Annotated in this window: 10 protein-coding genes; 5 read left to right on the top strand and 5 right to left on the bottom strand. The window is 63.8% G+C overall.

Features of this window, described 5'->3' with window-relative positions:
* Positions 1–413: 413 nt before the first annotated feature.
* Positions 414–2279, top strand: a complete 1866-nt coding sequence (locus tag FHY18_RS18690; protein ID WP_259158820.1) for an Svx/AvrXca family virulence/avirulence protein — start codon at positions 414–416, stop codon at positions 2277–2279.
* A 338-nt stretch (positions 2280–2617) separates the two neighbouring features.
* On the opposite strand, the gene FHY18_RS18695 is transcribed toward FHY18_RS18690, so the two are convergent.
* Positions 2618–2938 (bottom strand): hypothetical protein, encoded by a 321-nt coding sequence (locus FHY18_RS18695; RefSeq protein WP_259158821.1) that lies wholly within the window; start codon positions 2936–2938, stop codon positions 2618–2620.
* Between the two features lie 307 nt (positions 2939–3245).
* Positions 3246–4412 carry a class I SAM-dependent rRNA methyltransferase gene (locus tag FHY18_RS18700; RefSeq protein WP_259158822.1) on the bottom strand — a complete coding sequence of 389 codons (1167 nt, stop codon included), beginning with the start codon at positions 4410–4412 and terminating at the stop codon, positions 3246–3248.
* Positions 4413–4672: 260 nt separating this feature from the next.
* Between FHY18_RS18700 and FHY18_RS18705 the strand changes: the two genes are divergently transcribed.
* Together FHY18_RS18705 and FHY18_RS18710 are read left to right on the top strand one after the other, a co-directional pair.
* Positions 4673–5629, top strand: coding sequence for a TerC family protein (locus tag FHY18_RS18705; protein ID WP_259158823.1), 957 nt, complete (start codon positions 4673–4675; stop codon positions 5627–5629).
* A gap of 756 nt (positions 5630–6385) precedes the next feature.
* Entirely contained in the window at positions 6386–7174 is a 789-nt protein-coding gene (locus FHY18_RS18710; protein WP_259158824.1) for a rhomboid family intramembrane serine protease, read from the top strand.
* 86 nt (positions 7175–7260) lie between these two features.
* Here the strand turns inward: FHY18_RS18710 and FHY18_RS18715 are convergent, their stop codons facing one another.
* Complete coding sequence (locus tag FHY18_RS18715; protein ID WP_259158825.1) at positions 7261–8361, bottom strand: glycerophosphodiester phosphodiesterase; 1101 nt, start codon at positions 8359–8361, stop codon at positions 7261–7263.
* 249 nt (positions 8362–8610) lie between these two features.
* Entirely contained in the window at positions 8611–10917 is a 2307-nt protein-coding gene (locus FHY18_RS18720) for a TonB-dependent receptor (protein WP_259158826.1), read from the bottom strand.
* Positions 10918–11112: 195 nt separating this feature from the next.
* On the opposite strand from FHY18_RS18720, the gene FHY18_RS18725 reads away from it, so the two are divergent.
* The gene (locus FHY18_RS18725) at positions 11113–11955 is read left to right on the top strand and encodes a phosphatase PAP2 family protein (RefSeq protein WP_259158827.1); all 843 of its coding nucleotides are present in this window, start codon (positions 11113–11115) and stop codon (positions 11953–11955) included.
* Positions 11956–12720: 765 nt separating this feature from the next.
* A complete protein-coding gene (locus tag FHY18_RS18730) occupies positions 12721–15780 on the top strand; it encodes a carboxypeptidase regulatory-like domain-containing protein (protein ID WP_259158828.1) in 3060 nt (1019 codons plus the stop codon).
* A gap of 106 nt (positions 15781–15886) precedes the next feature.
* Here FHY18_RS18730 and mnmE read toward each other — a convergent pair whose 3' ends face one another.
* Complete coding sequence (mnmE, locus tag FHY18_RS18735) at positions 15887–17230, bottom strand: tRNA uridine-5-carboxymethylaminomethyl(34) synthesis GTPase MnmE (RefSeq protein ID WP_259158829.1); 1344 nt, start codon at positions 17228–17230, stop codon at positions 15887–15889.
* Between the last annotated feature and the right edge of the window lie 143 nt (positions 17231–17373).

Raw genomic sequence — 17373 nt, forward strand, 5'->3', positions numbered from 1 at the left:
CAATCGCGGTAGGTACGGGGTTCGGACCCTGTGTGCTGGGAGCAGGCGGGCCTGGCGCACCGACTGCGCGATCGCGCCAGATGCGAGCGCACGTCAGCGTTGCGTGCGCGGCCGATCGTCGCGATCGCTCAACGTGTCCACAGATGCGCATGCGCCAGACGTGCGTCACGTATCGCCATCGCGTCGCTGCCGTACCGGAGCGCACAACTCCGACCCGCGCCACAGCACGAGCGATGCACGCGTTGCAGTTCGGAAAAATACATCATTGAATCAATTGCACGGTGCGCGCGGCTCCGCACACTTGCGCAGTCCCCGCTGCCGGCGGCATTCCCCAGCTCACTCAGACACCACGCCCGGCTGCGTGCGTGTGGCTGCGCGTGCGTCTTCCATTCCCTGTCTGCGAGAGCATTGTCATGTCCACCGCATCGTCTCCGCTGCCGCGTCGGCAGCTCACCCGCCGCCTGTTGGCCGCCACCATGATCGCCACCGGCCTGGGCGCGGCCTCCAGCGCCAGCGCGGCGTGCACGGCCGGCAGCTGGGTCGCGCGCGTCAATGAAGTCGGCATGCCGCCGGTGCGCTACGAAACGGCGCACTTCGCCTTCCGCTGGAATGGCAACGGCGTCTCCGATGCGGACGTGCGCGCCGCCGGCGAGCACCTGGAAATGGTCTGGGACACCTTCATCAATCGCCTGCAGTTTCCCGAGCCGTTCTGCAACGTGGCCACCAAGTACAAGGCCAACCTGCATCTGGACCCGAGCTTCGGCCTGAGTGGCGGTGCCACCGGCAGCGGCGGCATGGGCATGTGGATGGCGCCGGGCGGCCTGCGCGACCATTGGGGTCTGGCGCACGAACTCACCCATGCACTGCAGTACCAGGCCGGCGGTTTGCAGGAGTCCGAGTACACCGGCTGGATCTGGGAATCGCACGCCAACTGGATGACCCATCAGCTGCCGGAATTCCACAGCAGCGACGTGCATTGCTCCAGCATGCTGGTGAATTACCCGCATGTGTATCTGGGCTCCACGCGCGACCGTTATTGCAACTGGCAGTTCATGGAGTACCTGAAGAACCGCTACGGCTACGCCATCATCAACGACATGTGGAGCAAGGCGCCGGGCATCGATAACCCGGCGCGGCGCAGCGCCGATCCGTTCTCGGTGATCAAGGCCAACATGGGCTGGACGCAGTCGCAGATGAACGATGTATTCGGCGACTGGGCGATGCGTAACGTCAACTGGGATTACACCAATCCCGACGGTAGCGACCAGGGCGTGCTGTATCGGGCGCGCTACGGCAGCAATCTGTCGTTCGACCCGCAGCGCACCCAGGACTGGGACAACCGCGACCGCGCCTTGCGCATGACCGTGCTCGACCCGGTGGCCGGCCAGGCCAACCGCTATCGCGTGCCGTTCGAATGGGCGCCGCAGCGCTGGGGCTACAACCTGGTGCAGCTGATCCCCGCCAGCGGCGCCACCACGATCCAGGTCGCCTTCGAGGGCCAGGTGCAGAGCGCACCTGCGGTCACCAGCCTGCCCGGCCTGCTCAACGACCCACCCAGCATTCCCAACCCGGACTCGGACTGGCGCTGGGGCGTGGTGGCCATCGACAGTACCGGCAAGGCGCGTTACAGCACGCTGCAGCGCGGCGCCAAGGCCAACGTCAGCGTGCCGCTGAAGGGCGGCGACCGCGCGGTGTACCTGATGGTGATGGGCGCCCCCAGCACCATGCAGCAGATCAAGTGGGACCAGTCCTACTACGCGATCTACCGCTACCCGTGGAGCGTGACGTTGACCAATGCCGCGCCGGCCGGCAGCCAGCCCAACGCGCCCACGCCCACCCCGGTGGGGCGTCGCCACGCCAACGGCGGCGGCTGGGTCGCCAACACCGCCAACGTCGCCTCCACCGCTTACGTGGGGCCACGCGCACGTGTGCTGGCCGGCAATGTGCTGGGCAATGCGCGCATCGATGGCCGCGCCACGGTGATGGGCGGCACGGTGCAGGGCAACGCGGTGCTCGGCGGGCTCACCGTGTGGCATCCGGGCGCCACCATCGGCGCCAATGCGCAGGCGCATACGGTGTTCATGGGGCCGGGCGCGTTCGGTGCCATCAACGTCGGCGGCACCGCGCAGTTGCGTGGCGATGTCGAAGAACAAGGCGCCTCGCCTGTGCAGGGGGTGTTCTACGGATTTATCGATCCGGCCACGATGACCAACCCGGAGTTCGGTGCAGACCTGCGCCAGGCGGTGCCGGAAATCACCGCGCGACCGGCCGGCTGGTGATCTGGCGCAGCTGCACCCAGCAACTGCGCATCAGTCCGACAAGACACGACAGACAGGCCAGGGACAGCCATCGGTGGACGCGCGCAACGCGTACACCGATTGCGCGCGTCACTGGCAAGTGCGGGTCGCCTGGCCCGGCACGTCGGCTATGACTTGCTTGTTCCAGTCACGTCACCGCATCACCGCTGCCACCCGTTCGAATCGGCGTGCGGTCCTGCGCGATGGGTGGGGTTGCCTGCGATCGCCTGCAGGCGTGCGTCTGCTGCAGCGCCAAGGCCGCATGCGCACCAGCGATGCAGGTTGGCGCTGCCATGCATCACTGCACGTTCGACGCAGGCTCAATCCTCGAGTTCGGCCAACCGCGCGCGCACGCTGTCCACATCGACGTGCTCGCGCAGATGCAGCCACTGCCGCGCCCACACCGAGCGCAGCACGATCCAGGCGCCGAAAACGCCCAGGCAGGTCGAGCCCAGCGCCAGCGTCAACGGATGCAACGGCGAGCCGCTGCCGGTCTGGAACAAATACATGAAGGCCCCGGAAAACAGCAGCCATACGCCGAACACCGGCCAGTTGCTGGCCAGCAGGCTGGCATGGGGCCGCTCGATCTCGCGCAGCAAACGGCGCAGTGCCTTGCGTTCGTCTTCGTCGCTGGACCTCATCGGCTGCCGCTCCCTAGTGAATGTCTGCGTTGAATCCCGGCTGCAGCACGCTGCGATACACCGGTGCCGTCGCGCACGGGTTACGCCTGTTGCACGATGGACGACAGTCGCATCGCGTCATCCGCGCTGCACGCACCATCACACGCCAGGCGATGCGGTGGCCACTTGCCAGTGCCCGCCCTGCACCGCTTGCCGGCAGCCGGCGCCGTGTGACGTCATCGTTTGGCGGCCACGTCTGCAATGCCATTGACCTGCACAAGCACGCAACGGGCGCTACGCATCGCCCGCTGCCTCACGGCCACCGCCATCACACCACGCGGCAGAACACCGCCTTGAGATAGCGCGATTCCTGCACATGCGCCATGAACGGATGGTCGGGGCCGGCACCGGCCACCTTCAGGATCTGGATGGTGCGCCCGGAGAAATACGAGGCGCGGCGCAACATGTCCAGGAACTCCTGCTCGGCCACCAGCCCGGTGCACGAGAAAGTGGCGAACAAGCCGCCAGGCTTGACCACGCCCAACGCCAATTTGTTCATGTCCAGATACTTCTTCAGTGCCGGAATCACCTGCTCGCGGTCGCGGGTCATCTTGGCCGGGTCCAGGATCACCACATCGAACTGCTCGCCGCGGTTGGACGCATCGCGCAGCCACGGGAAGATGTCGGCCTGCACGAACTTGGGCCGCACGTTGTTGAGCTTGGCGTTGCCCTTGGCGATGGCGATCACGTCCTCGTCGATGTCCACGCCCAGCACCTCGGACGCACCGCGCGCGGCCGCATACACCGCAAAGCCGCCGGTGTTGCAGCACAGGTCCAGCACGCTCTTGCCTTCGACCTGCTCGCTCAGCCACTGGCGGTTTTCGCGCTGGTCGGCGAAGAAGCCGGTCTTGTGCGCACCGGCCGGGTCGGCGCGGAACTTGATGCCGTATTCGGTGATCACCGACGCTTCGGTGGTGGTGTTGCCGTGGAAATCGAAGCTTTCCTGCTTCTGCACGTGTTCGTCGGCAAAGCTGTGGAAGCGGCAGCCCGGGAACTGCTCGCGCAGCGCGGCGTAGATCCATTCGCGGTGGCGGAACATGCCGGCGGCGAAGAACTCCACCACCACCAGATCGCCGTAGCGGTCCACCACCAGGCCGGACAGGCCGTCGCCTTCGCTGTGCACCACGCGCCAGGCATCGGACACCGCGTCGAGCTTGAGCCAGTCGCGGCGCAGGCTCACTGCCGCGGCGATCTTGCGCGAGAACCAGCCCGCATCCACCGGCACCGACTGGTCGGTCTCCAGGATGCGCACGGCGATGCGCGAGTGGCCGTTGTAAAAGCCGCGGCCAACCCACTCCCCATCCACGCCGACCACATCGACGATGGTGCCGGGTTTGGGCTTGGCGGCGGGCTTTTCCACCAGCTTCTGGAAGATCCACGGGTGGCTGGAGCGCCACGCATTCTTGAGTCGGACGACGGGGACAGGAGTATTCATTCACCTATTGTATCCGGCTGGATTGACGTGCCCGGCCCCTGCCCGCAGAATCGGCGCCAGAAGGGGAGTAGCTCCCAGCGTTGTCGCCGTCATGACGAGTCCTGCCAGCCAGGCTCCGGTGCAACGGCAACCGGCCAGGCCGGTTGCGAGCGAGACCTTCGCCGCGCAGGCGAAGGTCCGTCACCCGGAATCCACGATTTCCGTGTCACAAGGCCTCAGCCCACCGGCTGTCCAGGTCGTTTCACTTTTCGGGATTCTTTATGCAAACCATTGGCAATGTCTGGTTATGGGGCGGTTTCGGGGTCGTGGTGATCGCCGCGCTGCTGATCGATCTGGTGCTGATGCGCCATGGCGGCGCCCACAAGGTGACCTTCAAGGAGGCCACCTGGTGGAGCATCGGTTGGGTGCTGCTGGCGCTGGCCTTCAACGCCGGGCTGTGGTGGTACCTGCAGGGCACGCTGGGCGATGCGCAGGCCGACCAGATCGGGCTGCAGTTCCTCACCGGCTACCTGGTCGAAAAATCGCTGGCGGTCGACAACATCTTCGTGTTCCTGATGGTCATGACCTACTTCGGCGTGCCGGAGGAACAGCGCCAGCGCGTGCTGATCATCGGCGTACTGGGCGCGATTGTCCTGCGCGCGATCATGATCTTCGCCGGCTCGATGCTGCTGGCCAAGTTCCATTGGCTGCTGTACGTGTTCGGCGCGTTCCTGCTGCTGACCGGTATCAAGATGTGGTTCTCCGCCGGCAAGGAGCCGGATCTGGAAACCAACCCCGTGTTGCGCTGGATGCGCAGCCATCTGCGCCTGAGCCCGCAGTATCACGGCAACCTGCTCAGTGTGATGAAAGACGGCAAACGCTGGTTCACCCCGCTGTTTGTGGTGTTGATCCTGATCGCGGTGATCGATGTGATCTTCGCGGTGGACAGCATCCCGGCGATCTTCGCGATCACCACCGACCCGTTCATCGTGCTGACCTCCAACGTGTTCGCCGTGCTGGGCCTGCGCGCGATGTTCTTCCTGCTGGCCGGCATGGCCGACCGCTTCCACCTGCTGCCGTATGGCCTGGCGGTGATCCTGGTGTTCATTGGCACCAAGATGATGATCATCAATTTCTACAAGATCCCGGTGCTGGTGTCGCTGGCGGTGGTGGTCACGATCCTGGTTGCCACCATCGTGCTGAGCCTGCTGCGCCCGCCCAAGCCGGCCGGGCACTGAGGGGCCGGGATTCGGGATTCGGGATTCGGGATTCGGGATTCGGGATTCGGGAATCGGGATTCGGGATTCGGGAATCGGGAATCGGGAATCGGGAACGGTAGTTCCATGTGCATTGCTGGCAACTGCGCACACCGACTCTCTCGACTGGTCCCTGCCTGCCACCGTCGCGGGACCTTACGCGGCATGGATGCCGCGTAAGAGCCTACAGGGACGTACTTGCGGCGTGTCCCGCGACGGTGGGCGGGCAAGGGCCCTGCAGCCAAGCCGCAGATCGTCCGCCCTACGACCGACGCATCCCCGCCGTTCAATCACCTCTCAAGGCCGCCAGGATTTCAGGCTCCACGTCGCCGGGGCGTTTCCGGGCTGCACTGGTAAGGGCGGATGCGGCAGCGTTCGGTGTCGCGCCCCGGCCACCTCCACGGACGGATTCACGGCGTGTCCCGCGACGGTGGGCGGGCAAGGGCGCTGCAACCAAGCCGCAGATCGTCCGCTCTGCGACCGACGCATCCCCACCGTTCAATCACCTCTCAAGGCCGCCAGGATTCAGGCTCCAGGTCGCTGGGGCGTTCCCGGGCCGAACCGGTGGGGGCGGGATGCTGCGGCACGTTCGGTGGCGCGCCTCGGTCACCTGCGTGATGTCACGTAAACCGCTGTGCCAATGATCGGCGGCGGGACTGGATTATCCCGTCGCCGGGCCTGCTTATCCCGCGCCGGAGAGGCTTGTAAAAAAACCCACGCGACGCCATCCGTGAAGGTATGACACCGCCTCCTGTTGCCACCGACGACACCACCACCCAAGACCGCCTGGACCGTTCCAGGATCTTGCGTGCCTTCAACTTCAGCCTGGCGGCCGTGTTGCTGCTGGTGGCGGTGTTCACCGCGCAGGGCATGTTCGACTGGCGCGCATGGGCGGTGGCGCCGCTGCAGGCAGACGGCCTGATCGGCATCCTCACCGCACCGCTGTTGCACGGCTCGCTCGCGCACCTGGGCGCCAACGCGGCGGCGCTGCTGATCCTGGGCACGCTGGCCGGCAGCGTGTATCCGCGCGCCACCGCCATGGCATTGCCGTTGCTGTGGCTGGGCTCGGGCCTGGGGGCGTGGTTGTTGGGCGAGCCTGGCAGCCGCCATCTGGGCGCCAGTGGCGTCACCCACGGGCTGATGTTCCTGGTGTTCGTGCTGGGCCTGCTGCGCCGCGACCGCCCGGCGATCGCCACCAGCATGATCGCCTTTCTGTTCTACGGCGGCATGTTGGTGACCATCCTGCCGCACGAAGCCGGCGTGTCCTGGCAATCGCATCTGGGCGGCGCAGTGGCCGGCCTGATCGCCGCGCTGCTGTTGCGCCTGCGCGACCCGCAGCAGGCCAGGCCCCGCTACAGCTGGGAAGACGAGGACGAAGATGCTGCGTGGGAAGTGAACAACCCCGAACACGCGATGCTGGAACCGCCACCTCCACGTCAGGTACCGGTGCTCTGGCAACGCCAGGAAGACGGCTCGGAAAACGTGGTGCTGCACTTCCCGCCGCGCGAACGGCCACCTGGGACGTAGGAGCGCGCTTGCGCGCGATGGGGCGTTCCCGATAAAGCCCCATCGCGCGCAAGCGCGCTCCTACGGACCGCATATGCGTCCAACGTTTAACGCGTTGCACGCTCGCTCAACGCACGCCGTGCCAGGCCCGGATCGTCGGCAAAGAACGCATCGATACCGGCATCCAGATACGCCTTCAACTCGGCCAATGCACCGGCCTCGTTACGCTCGGTCACCGCAGCACTGCTGCGGTTGTTGGCGGCCAAAAAGTAATTCTCCGGGCGGAAGGTATACGGCTGCACCTGCAGTCCTGCCGCATGCGCGTCGTGCACCAGGCCGGTCGGCGTGCCCAGGCGTTGCTGCGCATCCAGCGGAATGATGCTGCGGATGTCCGGGCCGATCGCATCGGCGTAGCTGGCGACCTGCTTCAGCCCTTCGGGCGTAATCATCTGCGCGTAGGTGCGCGGCGCATTGCCCACGCCCGCATCGGGCAGCGCCATCTGCGCGCCGCCCAGCAGCTGCAGCAAGCGAATATTGCCGTTGCGCCCGATCTTGCCGCGCAGGTAGCGCAGGTTGCCGGTCTCGAACGACTGGATCACCACCGGCGCGGTACGGGTGTAGGCATGTGCCTGCAAGGTGGTCAGCACCTTGTCTTCCATCGCCAGATTCAGCCCACTGAAATAGCTCGGGTGCTTGATCTCCGGAATCAGCCCGATCGTGCGGCCGGTCGCGGCAGATTCGGCTGCGACGAAATCAATGATCTCGTCGAAGGTCAAAATCTGAAACTGCCCGTCCCAGCGCGTGCCACGCAACTGCGGCAAGCGCTCGCGTGCGCGCAAGGTCTTCAATTCGGCAAGCGTGAAGTCCTCGGTGAACCAGCCGTCCATTGCCTGACCATCGATGGTCTTGCGCGTCTTGCGCGCGGCAAACTCCGGATGGCTGGCCACATCGGTGGTGCCGCCGATCTCGTTCTCGTGACGCGCCACCAGCACACCATCCTTGGTGGACACCAGGTCCGGCTCGACAAAATCCGCGCCATCGGCAATGGCTTTGGCATACGCGGCCAGGGTGTGCTCCGGGCGCAACGCGCTGGCACCACGATGCGCAAAGATCTGCACCGTTTTCGCCAACGGCGCCTCTGCCAACGCGGACCCGCTCATGCCGACCATCATCGCTCCCAACACCAACACACGGTGGAACTGCATCATGCCTTTCTCCAACGAAAAAGCAGCCATCAACACCCACTGCGTCACTGCCAGGCGAGCTCGGCCGATGATCGAGGCGGCGTGTACGACCGCACACCCCGCTTGCTCCCCATCGTCCGCACCCGCCTGACAACCACGCGCCAAGCCTTGCCAGCCACTCTAAAACCATCCACACCGGTCGACACGGGAATCAGTCAGCAGCAACAAGACCCGCTATTACCAATCCCCAATCCCGACTCCCCAATCCCGTCGTCAGAACTTGGCATCCAGCGTCAGAAACACCTGCCGCGGCGCACTGGCGTGAAACGCCAGCTGCCGGCCATTCGGATCGCTGTTGGCGAACGCGGTGAGGTTGGAAGCGTAGCGCTTGTCGGTGAGGTTGGTGACGTTGAGCGAGAGCTTGAGCGCCTGCAACACGCCGACCTGGCCGAATTCGTAGCCGGCGCCGGCATCGAACGAGGTATAGCCGCCAAAGCCCTGATCGTTGGTGTAGGTGTAGAAGCGCTCACCGGTGTACTTGCCGCGTAGATTGACGTTCCAGCCGGCGTAATTGAAGGCGATTTCGCTGGCGAACATGCGCTTGGGCGTATCGACCGTGGTCTTGCCGGCAGTCGCAATGATCACCCCGTTCTGCACGTAGTTGTCGTCATAGGTGGAGCGGTTGATCGAGGCCGAGTTGTACCACTGCAGGTAGCTGGTAGGCTTCCAGATCACCGTCAATTCGCCACCGCGGCTGCTCACCGAGCCAACGTTGAAAAAGCGCGTGGTGCAGGCGGGCGTGGTGCCCTGCTGGATGCTGGCGCAGGGGTTGAGCGAGAGCAGACGGTTGTCGAAGGTGACGTCGTAGCCGACCAGCGAGGCTTCGAAACGGTCGCGTACAAAGCGATAGCCCGCTTCCACGGTGCGCGATTTTTCCGGCTCCAGCGCACCGACGCTGGCATCGAACGAGGCCTGCGTCACCAGCAGCGGGCCACCGGCACCACCGCCCTGGAACGCGGCGATGTTTTCTGCATAGGAAGCGAACACTTCCTGGCCTTCGGCCAGCCGATAGCCCAGCCCGATCTGCGGCAGCACCGACTCACTGGCCTTGATCGACCCGGTCGCCACCGGCGCTTCCACCGCGATGCCCGGCGTCTCGCGTGCGGTCATTTCGGTGCTCGGGCTCTTGATGCCCAGATCCAGGCTCAGACGCTCATCGAGAAACTTGAAGTTGCCCTGCACATAGAACTGCCGCGTGGTGATCACGTAGTTCTGCGAGAACAGGCGGCGGTTGGGATTCTGCAGGAACTTGTCGTCGCTGACCGGGCCATCGATCCAGTAGAAATTGCGCTCTACATCGTGGTGGTTGCGCTCGTACCACAGGCCGGCTTCCAGATGATGCGGGCCCAGGTCCCAGCCCAGCGAAGCGATGCCGCCGGTGCGGTTGATCCAGTAGTTGGTGCTGCGGATGGAGATCGGCAGTGCTTGCGGCGTGCCCGGATTGGAGGCCTGGCCCGGCGACCACCAGTGGCCCTGGCCCTTGTTTTCGTGGTGATAGACCTGGGTGTGCAGGCTGATCGCATCGTTGGGCTGGAAGTCGCCGGCCACGTAGAACAGGTCGTCGTCGCGCAACGCACGGCTCTGGTAGTACGCATCGTCCACGTTGTCCACGCCGCCACTGAAGCCGCAGCGTGCGGCATTGCGTGTGGCCGGCGCGCAGTACGCCGCTGCCAGGGCGCGGTTCCAGTCCGGCGCATACAGGTTCCAGTCCCAGCCCAGGCCGCGCGCCATGCCGCTCTTGGACAGATAGGAATAGTCGGCCTGCGAGGTGCGCGAGGTATCGGCAAAGGCGGTCAGTTTTCCGCCATCGAATTGATACACACCCTTGGCGTTGAACTGCCGCGTAGTCGTCGGCGATTCCGGGCGCGCCCACATGTCCGCGGTGGCTTCGATACCCGACAGATACGCAGAAAATCCGTTGTAGTCGCCGGTATCCACGCGCAGGAAGGTGCGACGGTTGGCATCGGACCCCACCGTCTGCGACACCTGCCCACCGAACACGCTGGACGGGTCGGCCGAGTAGTACTGGATGGTGCCGCCCAGGTTGCTGGTGGACGCGGTGCCCAACGCACCGATGCCCGACGCCAGCTCCACGCCGCCGAAGTTTTCTGCGATCAATGCGCGGCTGATGTTGAGGCCGTTGTAATTGCCGTAGGCGTTATCGCCCAGCGGCAAACCGTCGAGCGTGTAGCCCAGGCGCGTGCCGTTGAAGCCGCGCAGGCTGATCGTCTGCGACTCTTCATTGGCACCGAAGGCATCGTTGGATTGCACGTTGACGCCCGGCATCCGGTTGAGCAGTTTCTGGATGCTGGTGCCTGGCGGCAGCACCGGAATGTCCTGCTGGGTGATGCGCTGCACCTGGCGCGTTTCGCCCTGGCCAATCACCGATACCGCATCGAGTTGCTGCACGGTGGAACCGGTATCGGCGGACACCTCGGCCGGCGTATCGGCAGCACGTGCGGCTGGCGACAGCACAAGCGCGGTAAACACGGCAGCACTTAACAGATGGGTCTTGGGCATGAGAGGCATGGGGGAAGAGTCAAAAGATGACGGCAAGCGTGCGACAGCTGTCTTGCGTCGATGCGACGCCCAGATGACAGTGCCGAGACAACTACTGCGTATCCCGCGCTGCGCCTGCGTTGTGCTGGCATGCGCGTGTCATCTGCACGTCGTAATCTGTGCGCTCGTCCAGTCGTGCTGCTTCGAGGAATCGTCATGGCCCACCGCATCGCTCGCCACTGCCAACAGACGCTGGCAGGCCTCGCCCTTGCCGCCTTGTTGATCGGCAGCGGCGTGGCCACTGCGCGGCAACCGGCAAAGCCGGTGGATTCGGTGCTCGCCAGCGACGCGCAGGGATATCTGGAAAAACCGCAGTTGCCCGACAGCCTGCAGCTGGTGCCGCCCCCGCCGCAGGACGGCAGTGCCGCGCTCGCCAACGACGAGGCTATCGCCAAGGCCATGCTCGCGCTGCGCGGCACACCGCGCTGGGACCTGGCCACGCGCGACGCGGTACTGAGCTTTCCCGATGCCGCCAGCCACTTCAGCTGCGCGCTCGGCGTGCAGATCGACCAGGCCGGCACACCGCATCTGCTGCGCCTGCTCGAACACAGCATGCGCGACGCCAGCAGCAGCACCAGCGCCGCCAAGGCACGCTATCAGCGCCCACGCCCGTTCATGCGCAACGAACAACCGATGTGCACCCCGGCCGACGATGCGGCCCTGCGCAAGAATGGCTCCTACCCGTCCGGCCACACCGCCATCGGCTGGGCCTGGGGCCTGATTCTGTCGGAACTCGCTCCCGCCCAGCGCAACGCGCTACTGGCACGCGGCCGCGCCTTCGGCGACAGCCGCCTGGTGTGCAACGTGCATTGGCAGAGCGATGTCCTGCAGGGCCGCATCATGGGCGCGGCCACCGTCGCCGCGCTGCACAGCAACCCGGAATTTCAAAAGGATCTTGCTGCCGCACGCGGGGAGATCGCAACGGCCAAGCCTGTCGCACCGGATGCATGCGCGGTGGAAACAGATGCCTTGCAGGCCGTGTTGCCAGAAGTGCTCTAGGTAGCAGCGAAGCCTGCTCTGTAAGCAGGCAGCTGCCGTCCCGACCTGAGCACACTGATCTCGGCGCAGTGTTCTTGTCGTACTAGTCGGCCAGCGCCCATCAGGCACCATGCCGCCGACGCACGTGCGACAGCGACGCGGGAGCCTCCGCGCGCCAGGAGCGCTGGCAGCAGCGCGCTAGCGAGGATCGATGCGCCACTGATTGATGGATCGAGCAGCCAAGCCATGCAGGACCGGCATCAGGCCGGACAGTGCCGTGCACTTTGCTGCTGGCGCTCCAATCGACTTGGACGCAGCTTCAAGACCGCACTCTCAATGTAGTGCCGATCCAGCTTGTTTCCCTGATCGGTGGACCCACGCTGCCTGGTCGCACAGGGTCGATAGGCACGCATCTCTCGAGCAGGCGCGATGCCTGTTCCGCGATATCTGACGCAGCACGCCACCGCCGCTGGCCTCGCACCGCTTCGACCGCCTCGCCCCCGCCCCGGCGGCACCGATCCAGCGTCGATGCACGACGACCGAGTACTTCATTTCCTTACAGCATCCGCGCGTCCAAATCCCGGCCCAAAAGCACCGAAATTGCCAAAGTTGCCGGAGGATGACATTTTTGTACATATTCGATTAATCTTCAGACAGGCTTCAGAAATGTGACATCCGTTCAGGTTGTCTACATGACGTCCTGAATCCCAGTTCCCCCTCGACTGCACTCGCAGTCGAGTCCCACGTCTGCAGTGTTCGCGACCGAGTTCATCAGGAGAGAGAGGAATGACGCGTCCAGGGGTCCGTAGTTCGTTATCCAGCAACATCAAGCGCAGCGCGCTGAGCCTGGCGCTAGGCATGTGCGTGATCGGAGGAGTGCAGGCGCAGAGCGCGGTTGGCTCCATTTTCGGTAGTGGGCAGCCCGGCAGCACAATCGCCATCCAGAGCCCGCAAACGGGCGTGAGCCGTTCGGCCACCGCCGCTGCAGATGGCAGATTTACCTTCAGTCAGTTGCCGCCAGGCAAGTATGTAATCACTGCGGACGGGGTAACGCGCGAGGTCGATGTCAAGGTCGGTAGCGGCTCGCAGGTGCTGTTCGGCAAGCAGACAACCGAGTTGGATAGGATCAATGTGGTGGGCACGCGCGCGCTCAATCCCATCGATGTGTCCTCGGTGGAATCCACCACGGTATTCACGGCCGAACAGATGATCTCGTTGCCTGTGGCCAGCGACGTTTCCTCTGTCGCCTTGCTGGCTCCTGGTGCCACTAGAGGCGATGGTGGCCTGGGCGACAACGGTCTCGGCAATGGCAATCTTGCATCGTTCGGTGGCTCCTCGGTGGCCGAAAACGGCTATTACATCAACGGCTTCGACGTCACCAACATGCGTACGTTCCTGTCGTTCGCCAATGTGCCGTTCCAAGGTATCGCACAGCTGCAGGTGAAGACCGGTGGTTACGGGGCCGAGTACGGTCGCTCGCTGGGCGGCATTGTAAGCATCGTGACCAAATCCGGCTCAAATGACTGGCACTACGGTGGCAGCGTCGAATGGGCCCCGGATTGGGGGGCTGCGAAAGGGAAGAACGTGCGTGACCGTGATCCGGATGCTGCGGATCCACTCTATCAATATCGCAGCGACAACCAGTTCGACAGCACCATCTATTCGGCTTATGCGAGTGGTCCGATCATCAAGGACAGATTGTTCTTTTTCGCCATGGCCGAGGGCCGCAATGAAACGATCGATATCTTCAGATCGGTCAACAGCGAACGTCGGCGCGACACCACGCCGCAAGGTCTGGTCAAACTCGACTGGTACATCAACGACAGCAACTTGGTGGAGTTCACTGGCATCTACAACCAGGCCAAGACCAAGTACAGTACTTACGAATACAACCCGGATGCCAACGGTGAAAGCCGGTACAACGTCGGTCGACACGAAGCGCCGATCGAACGGTACGAGATGGAAAACGGCGGCAAGGTCGGCATCCTCAAGTACACCGGCTATTTCACAGACAATTTCACCTTGTCGGCGCAATACGGCTATCTGAGCAATCTCATTGATTCACGCTTGCCGACCGATCCGGCCGGCAGCGAATGTCCGTGGGCCTATAGTTTCGGCCTGACCACCAGCGTGGTCGATCGCTACATCGGCTGTAATCCTGGCACGATCTCAACGGTCGCCGATCGTGACGCCGAGCCGGATGAGGACATCCGCAAAGCATTCCGCGTTGATGGCGAGTGGGTTTTGGGTGACCACCGCGTGCGCTTTGGCGTGGATCAGGAGAAGTACGAGTCAAGTCATCGCGGTCAGACCTACGCCGGCGGAATCAACTGGGCGTATTACACGGTTCCCGGCAGCGCCGTGGCCACTGGCGCTTTTGCCGGCCAGCCGGGGCGGACGGTGAACGGTCAATTGGTGCCACGTGGTGCGCTTTACGCGCGTTCCCGTGTCTATCAGACCAGCAGCTCCACCTATGAAAACATCAACAGCGCCTTCTACGTCGAAGACAATTGGCAAGTGACGGAAAGCTTCCTCGCGGTGCTCGGTCTGCGCGGCGAGAAGTTCGAGAATAAGAACGGCGATGGCATCGCTTGGGTCGAATCCGACTACAAGCTCGCCCCACGGCTTGGCTTCTCGTGGGATGTGCTAGGTGATGCCAGTTTGAAGCTGTTCGGGACTGCAGGTCGCTACTACATTCCGGTCGCTACGAACTCGAGCATCCGTGCAACGGGGGCGGAATCCACGGTTTCCAACTGGTACTACGTCAACGGTTGGAGTGAGGCCGACGGCACGCCAGTCGGCCAGGGCGCGCAGATCGGTGCAACCCAGACCAACGGTTCGCTGGTTGCGCCGAACCCGGCTTCAGTTGCATCCACCAATCTTTCGCCCATGTATCAGGATGAGGTGATCCTGGGCGGGCAACTGCAACTGACGGAAAACTGGATGGCGGGCGCACGTATGATCCGCCGCGAAGTGAAGTCCGGCATGGACGATACCTGCACAACCAATCCGTGGATTGATTGGGCAACAGACAATGGCTTTACCGACTTCGATCCGAGTTCCGTTCCCAGCTGCTATTTCCTGAATCCGGGTAGCGACGTCACCATCAATGTCGACTTGAATGGCGATGGTGAAGTGGAACTGGCGACCCTGCCAGCCTCGTATCTCGGCCTGCCCGAGTACCGTCGTATTCACACCGCACTGGAGTTCTTCTGGGAGCGCACCGGGGAAAAGTTCAACTTCCAGGGTTCCTACACGTTTGCCAGAACACGCGGCAATGTGGAGGGCTACGTCAATTCCACCCTGGAACAGGAAGATCCGGGCCTGACTCAGGACTTCGACCACCGTCTGTTCACCGACGGCACCTACGGGCCGACACCGAACGATCGCCAACACACACTCAAGCTGTTCGGCGCTTACGCGCTTACACCGGAATGGCAGCTTGGCGGCAACCTGATTCTGCAGTCCGGCCGTCCGGTCAATTGCCAAGGTTATATCCCGCTGGACGATATCCCGCAGCCCGACCAAGGGACGCTGACCAACTACAGTGGTTCAAGTTTCTATTGCTTGGATGCTGAAGGCACACGTGTGCTGCGTCAGCGTGGTGACGAAGGGCGGACACCCTGGACCTGGACGTTCGACCTGGCGGCGGTGTACATGCCGAATTGGGCGGATAACAAGCTGCGTATCAAGCTCGATGTCTTCAACCTGTTCAACAACGACCGCGTTACCGAGTACAACGAGTTTAGTGAAGCCTCTCGCGACGTGATCAGTCCGAACTATTTGAACGATCAAAATTATCAGACGCCTCGCTCGTTTCGCCTGACCGCTCGCTACGACTTCTAAGTCGCAGCGGCGCTGTTTGCCCAGTACATCCGGCCTCGAATGAGGCCGGATGTTTTTTGGCACCAACCGATGTAGCGAAGTCGCGGCACATTGCGCCGTACCCGCCTCATTTGCCGATACAAAAGCTCGAAAAGATCTTGCCCAGCAACTCGTCGGCGCTCAGCTTGCCGGTGATCTCGCCCAACGCTGCATGCGCGAGCCGCAGCTCTTCGGCGGCAAGTTCGAGTTGTTCGAACCCCAGTTCCAGATCGGCCGCGTCCGCATGTTGCTCGGCACGTCGTAGCGCATCCACATGCCGGGTGCGTGCGGAGAATTCGCCGCCCGCACTTTCGATGCCGTCGCCTAACGCCAGCTCGCGCAGGCGGGTATGCAGCTGCTCCAGTCCCAGGCCGGTCGTTGCCGAGACTGCCACTGCGTTGGCATCGAGCAGCGGCGCGCTGTTGTCCAGCAGATCGCATTTGTTATGAATCCACAGCTGACGCGGCACGGCGTCGATGCCATCGCCGATCGCATCGCGCGCGGCCTGCGGGTCGCGTGCGTCGACCACCACCAGCGCCAGATCGGCACGCTGCAATTCGGCACATGCGCGGCGCATGCCCTCGCGTTCGATCGCATCGCCGCCATCGCGCAGGCCGGCGGTGTCGACCAGGGTCAACTCGAACCCATCGAGCTGGATCGCTTCATGCAATGTATCGCGCGTGGTGCCGGCGACATCGGTGACAATGGCACGATCGCTACCGGCCAGCGCATTGAGCAACGAGCTCTTGCCTGCATTGGGCGGTCCGATCAACACCGCATGCAGGCCATCGCGCAGCTTGCGCCCGCGTTCGGCATCGCGCAGCAGCTGCGCCAGCAATCCACGCGCCTGCTGCAATCCTTCGCGTACCTGCGTGCCGCCCAATGTATCGAGCGGTTCGTCGGCAAAGTCGATCGCCGCCTCCACATGCACGCGCAAGCGCGTCAGGCGCTCGCCCACCGCATCGATGCGGCGCGAGAACACGCCGTCCAGCGAACGCCGCGCCGCACGTGCCGCACGCGCATCGCCGGCAGCGATCAGATCCGCAATCGCTTCGGCCTGGGTCAGATCGAGTTTGCCGTTGAGAAATGCGCGTTCGCTGAACTCGCCGGCACGCGCCTGGCGTGCGCCCAGTGCAATGCAGCGTGCAACCAGTTGGCGCAACACCACCGGGCTGCCATGACCCTGCAGCTCCACTACGTCTTCGCCGGTGAAACTGCGTGGCGCGTTGAACCACACCGCGATGCCGTCATCGATGACATCGCCCTGCGCATCGCGAAAGCGCGCGTAGTACGCATGCCTCGGCTGCAATGGCGCAATGCCCAGCTGCGTTGCGATCTGTACCGCCTGCGGCCCGGACAGCCGCACGATGCCCACCCCGCCGGTTCCGGCAGCACTGGCAATGGCAACGATGGTGGACGTGGAAGCGGACATGGGCACTGCTCTTGCGTGGACTGGAAATCAGACAGGTGATCGAACCACCGGCATCGCGTTCAGGCGCATGACCGGTGGCCGGGCTTTAGATGGCACGCGTTTTTCTTCGAAAGTGCACATGCCCATGCTGCTCGCCACCATGC

This window comes from Xanthomonas sp. 3793, from assembly GCF_024806835.1.
Lineage (GTDB): Bacteria > Pseudomonadota > Gammaproteobacteria > Xanthomonadales > Xanthomonadaceae > Xanthomonas > Xanthomonas arboricola_F.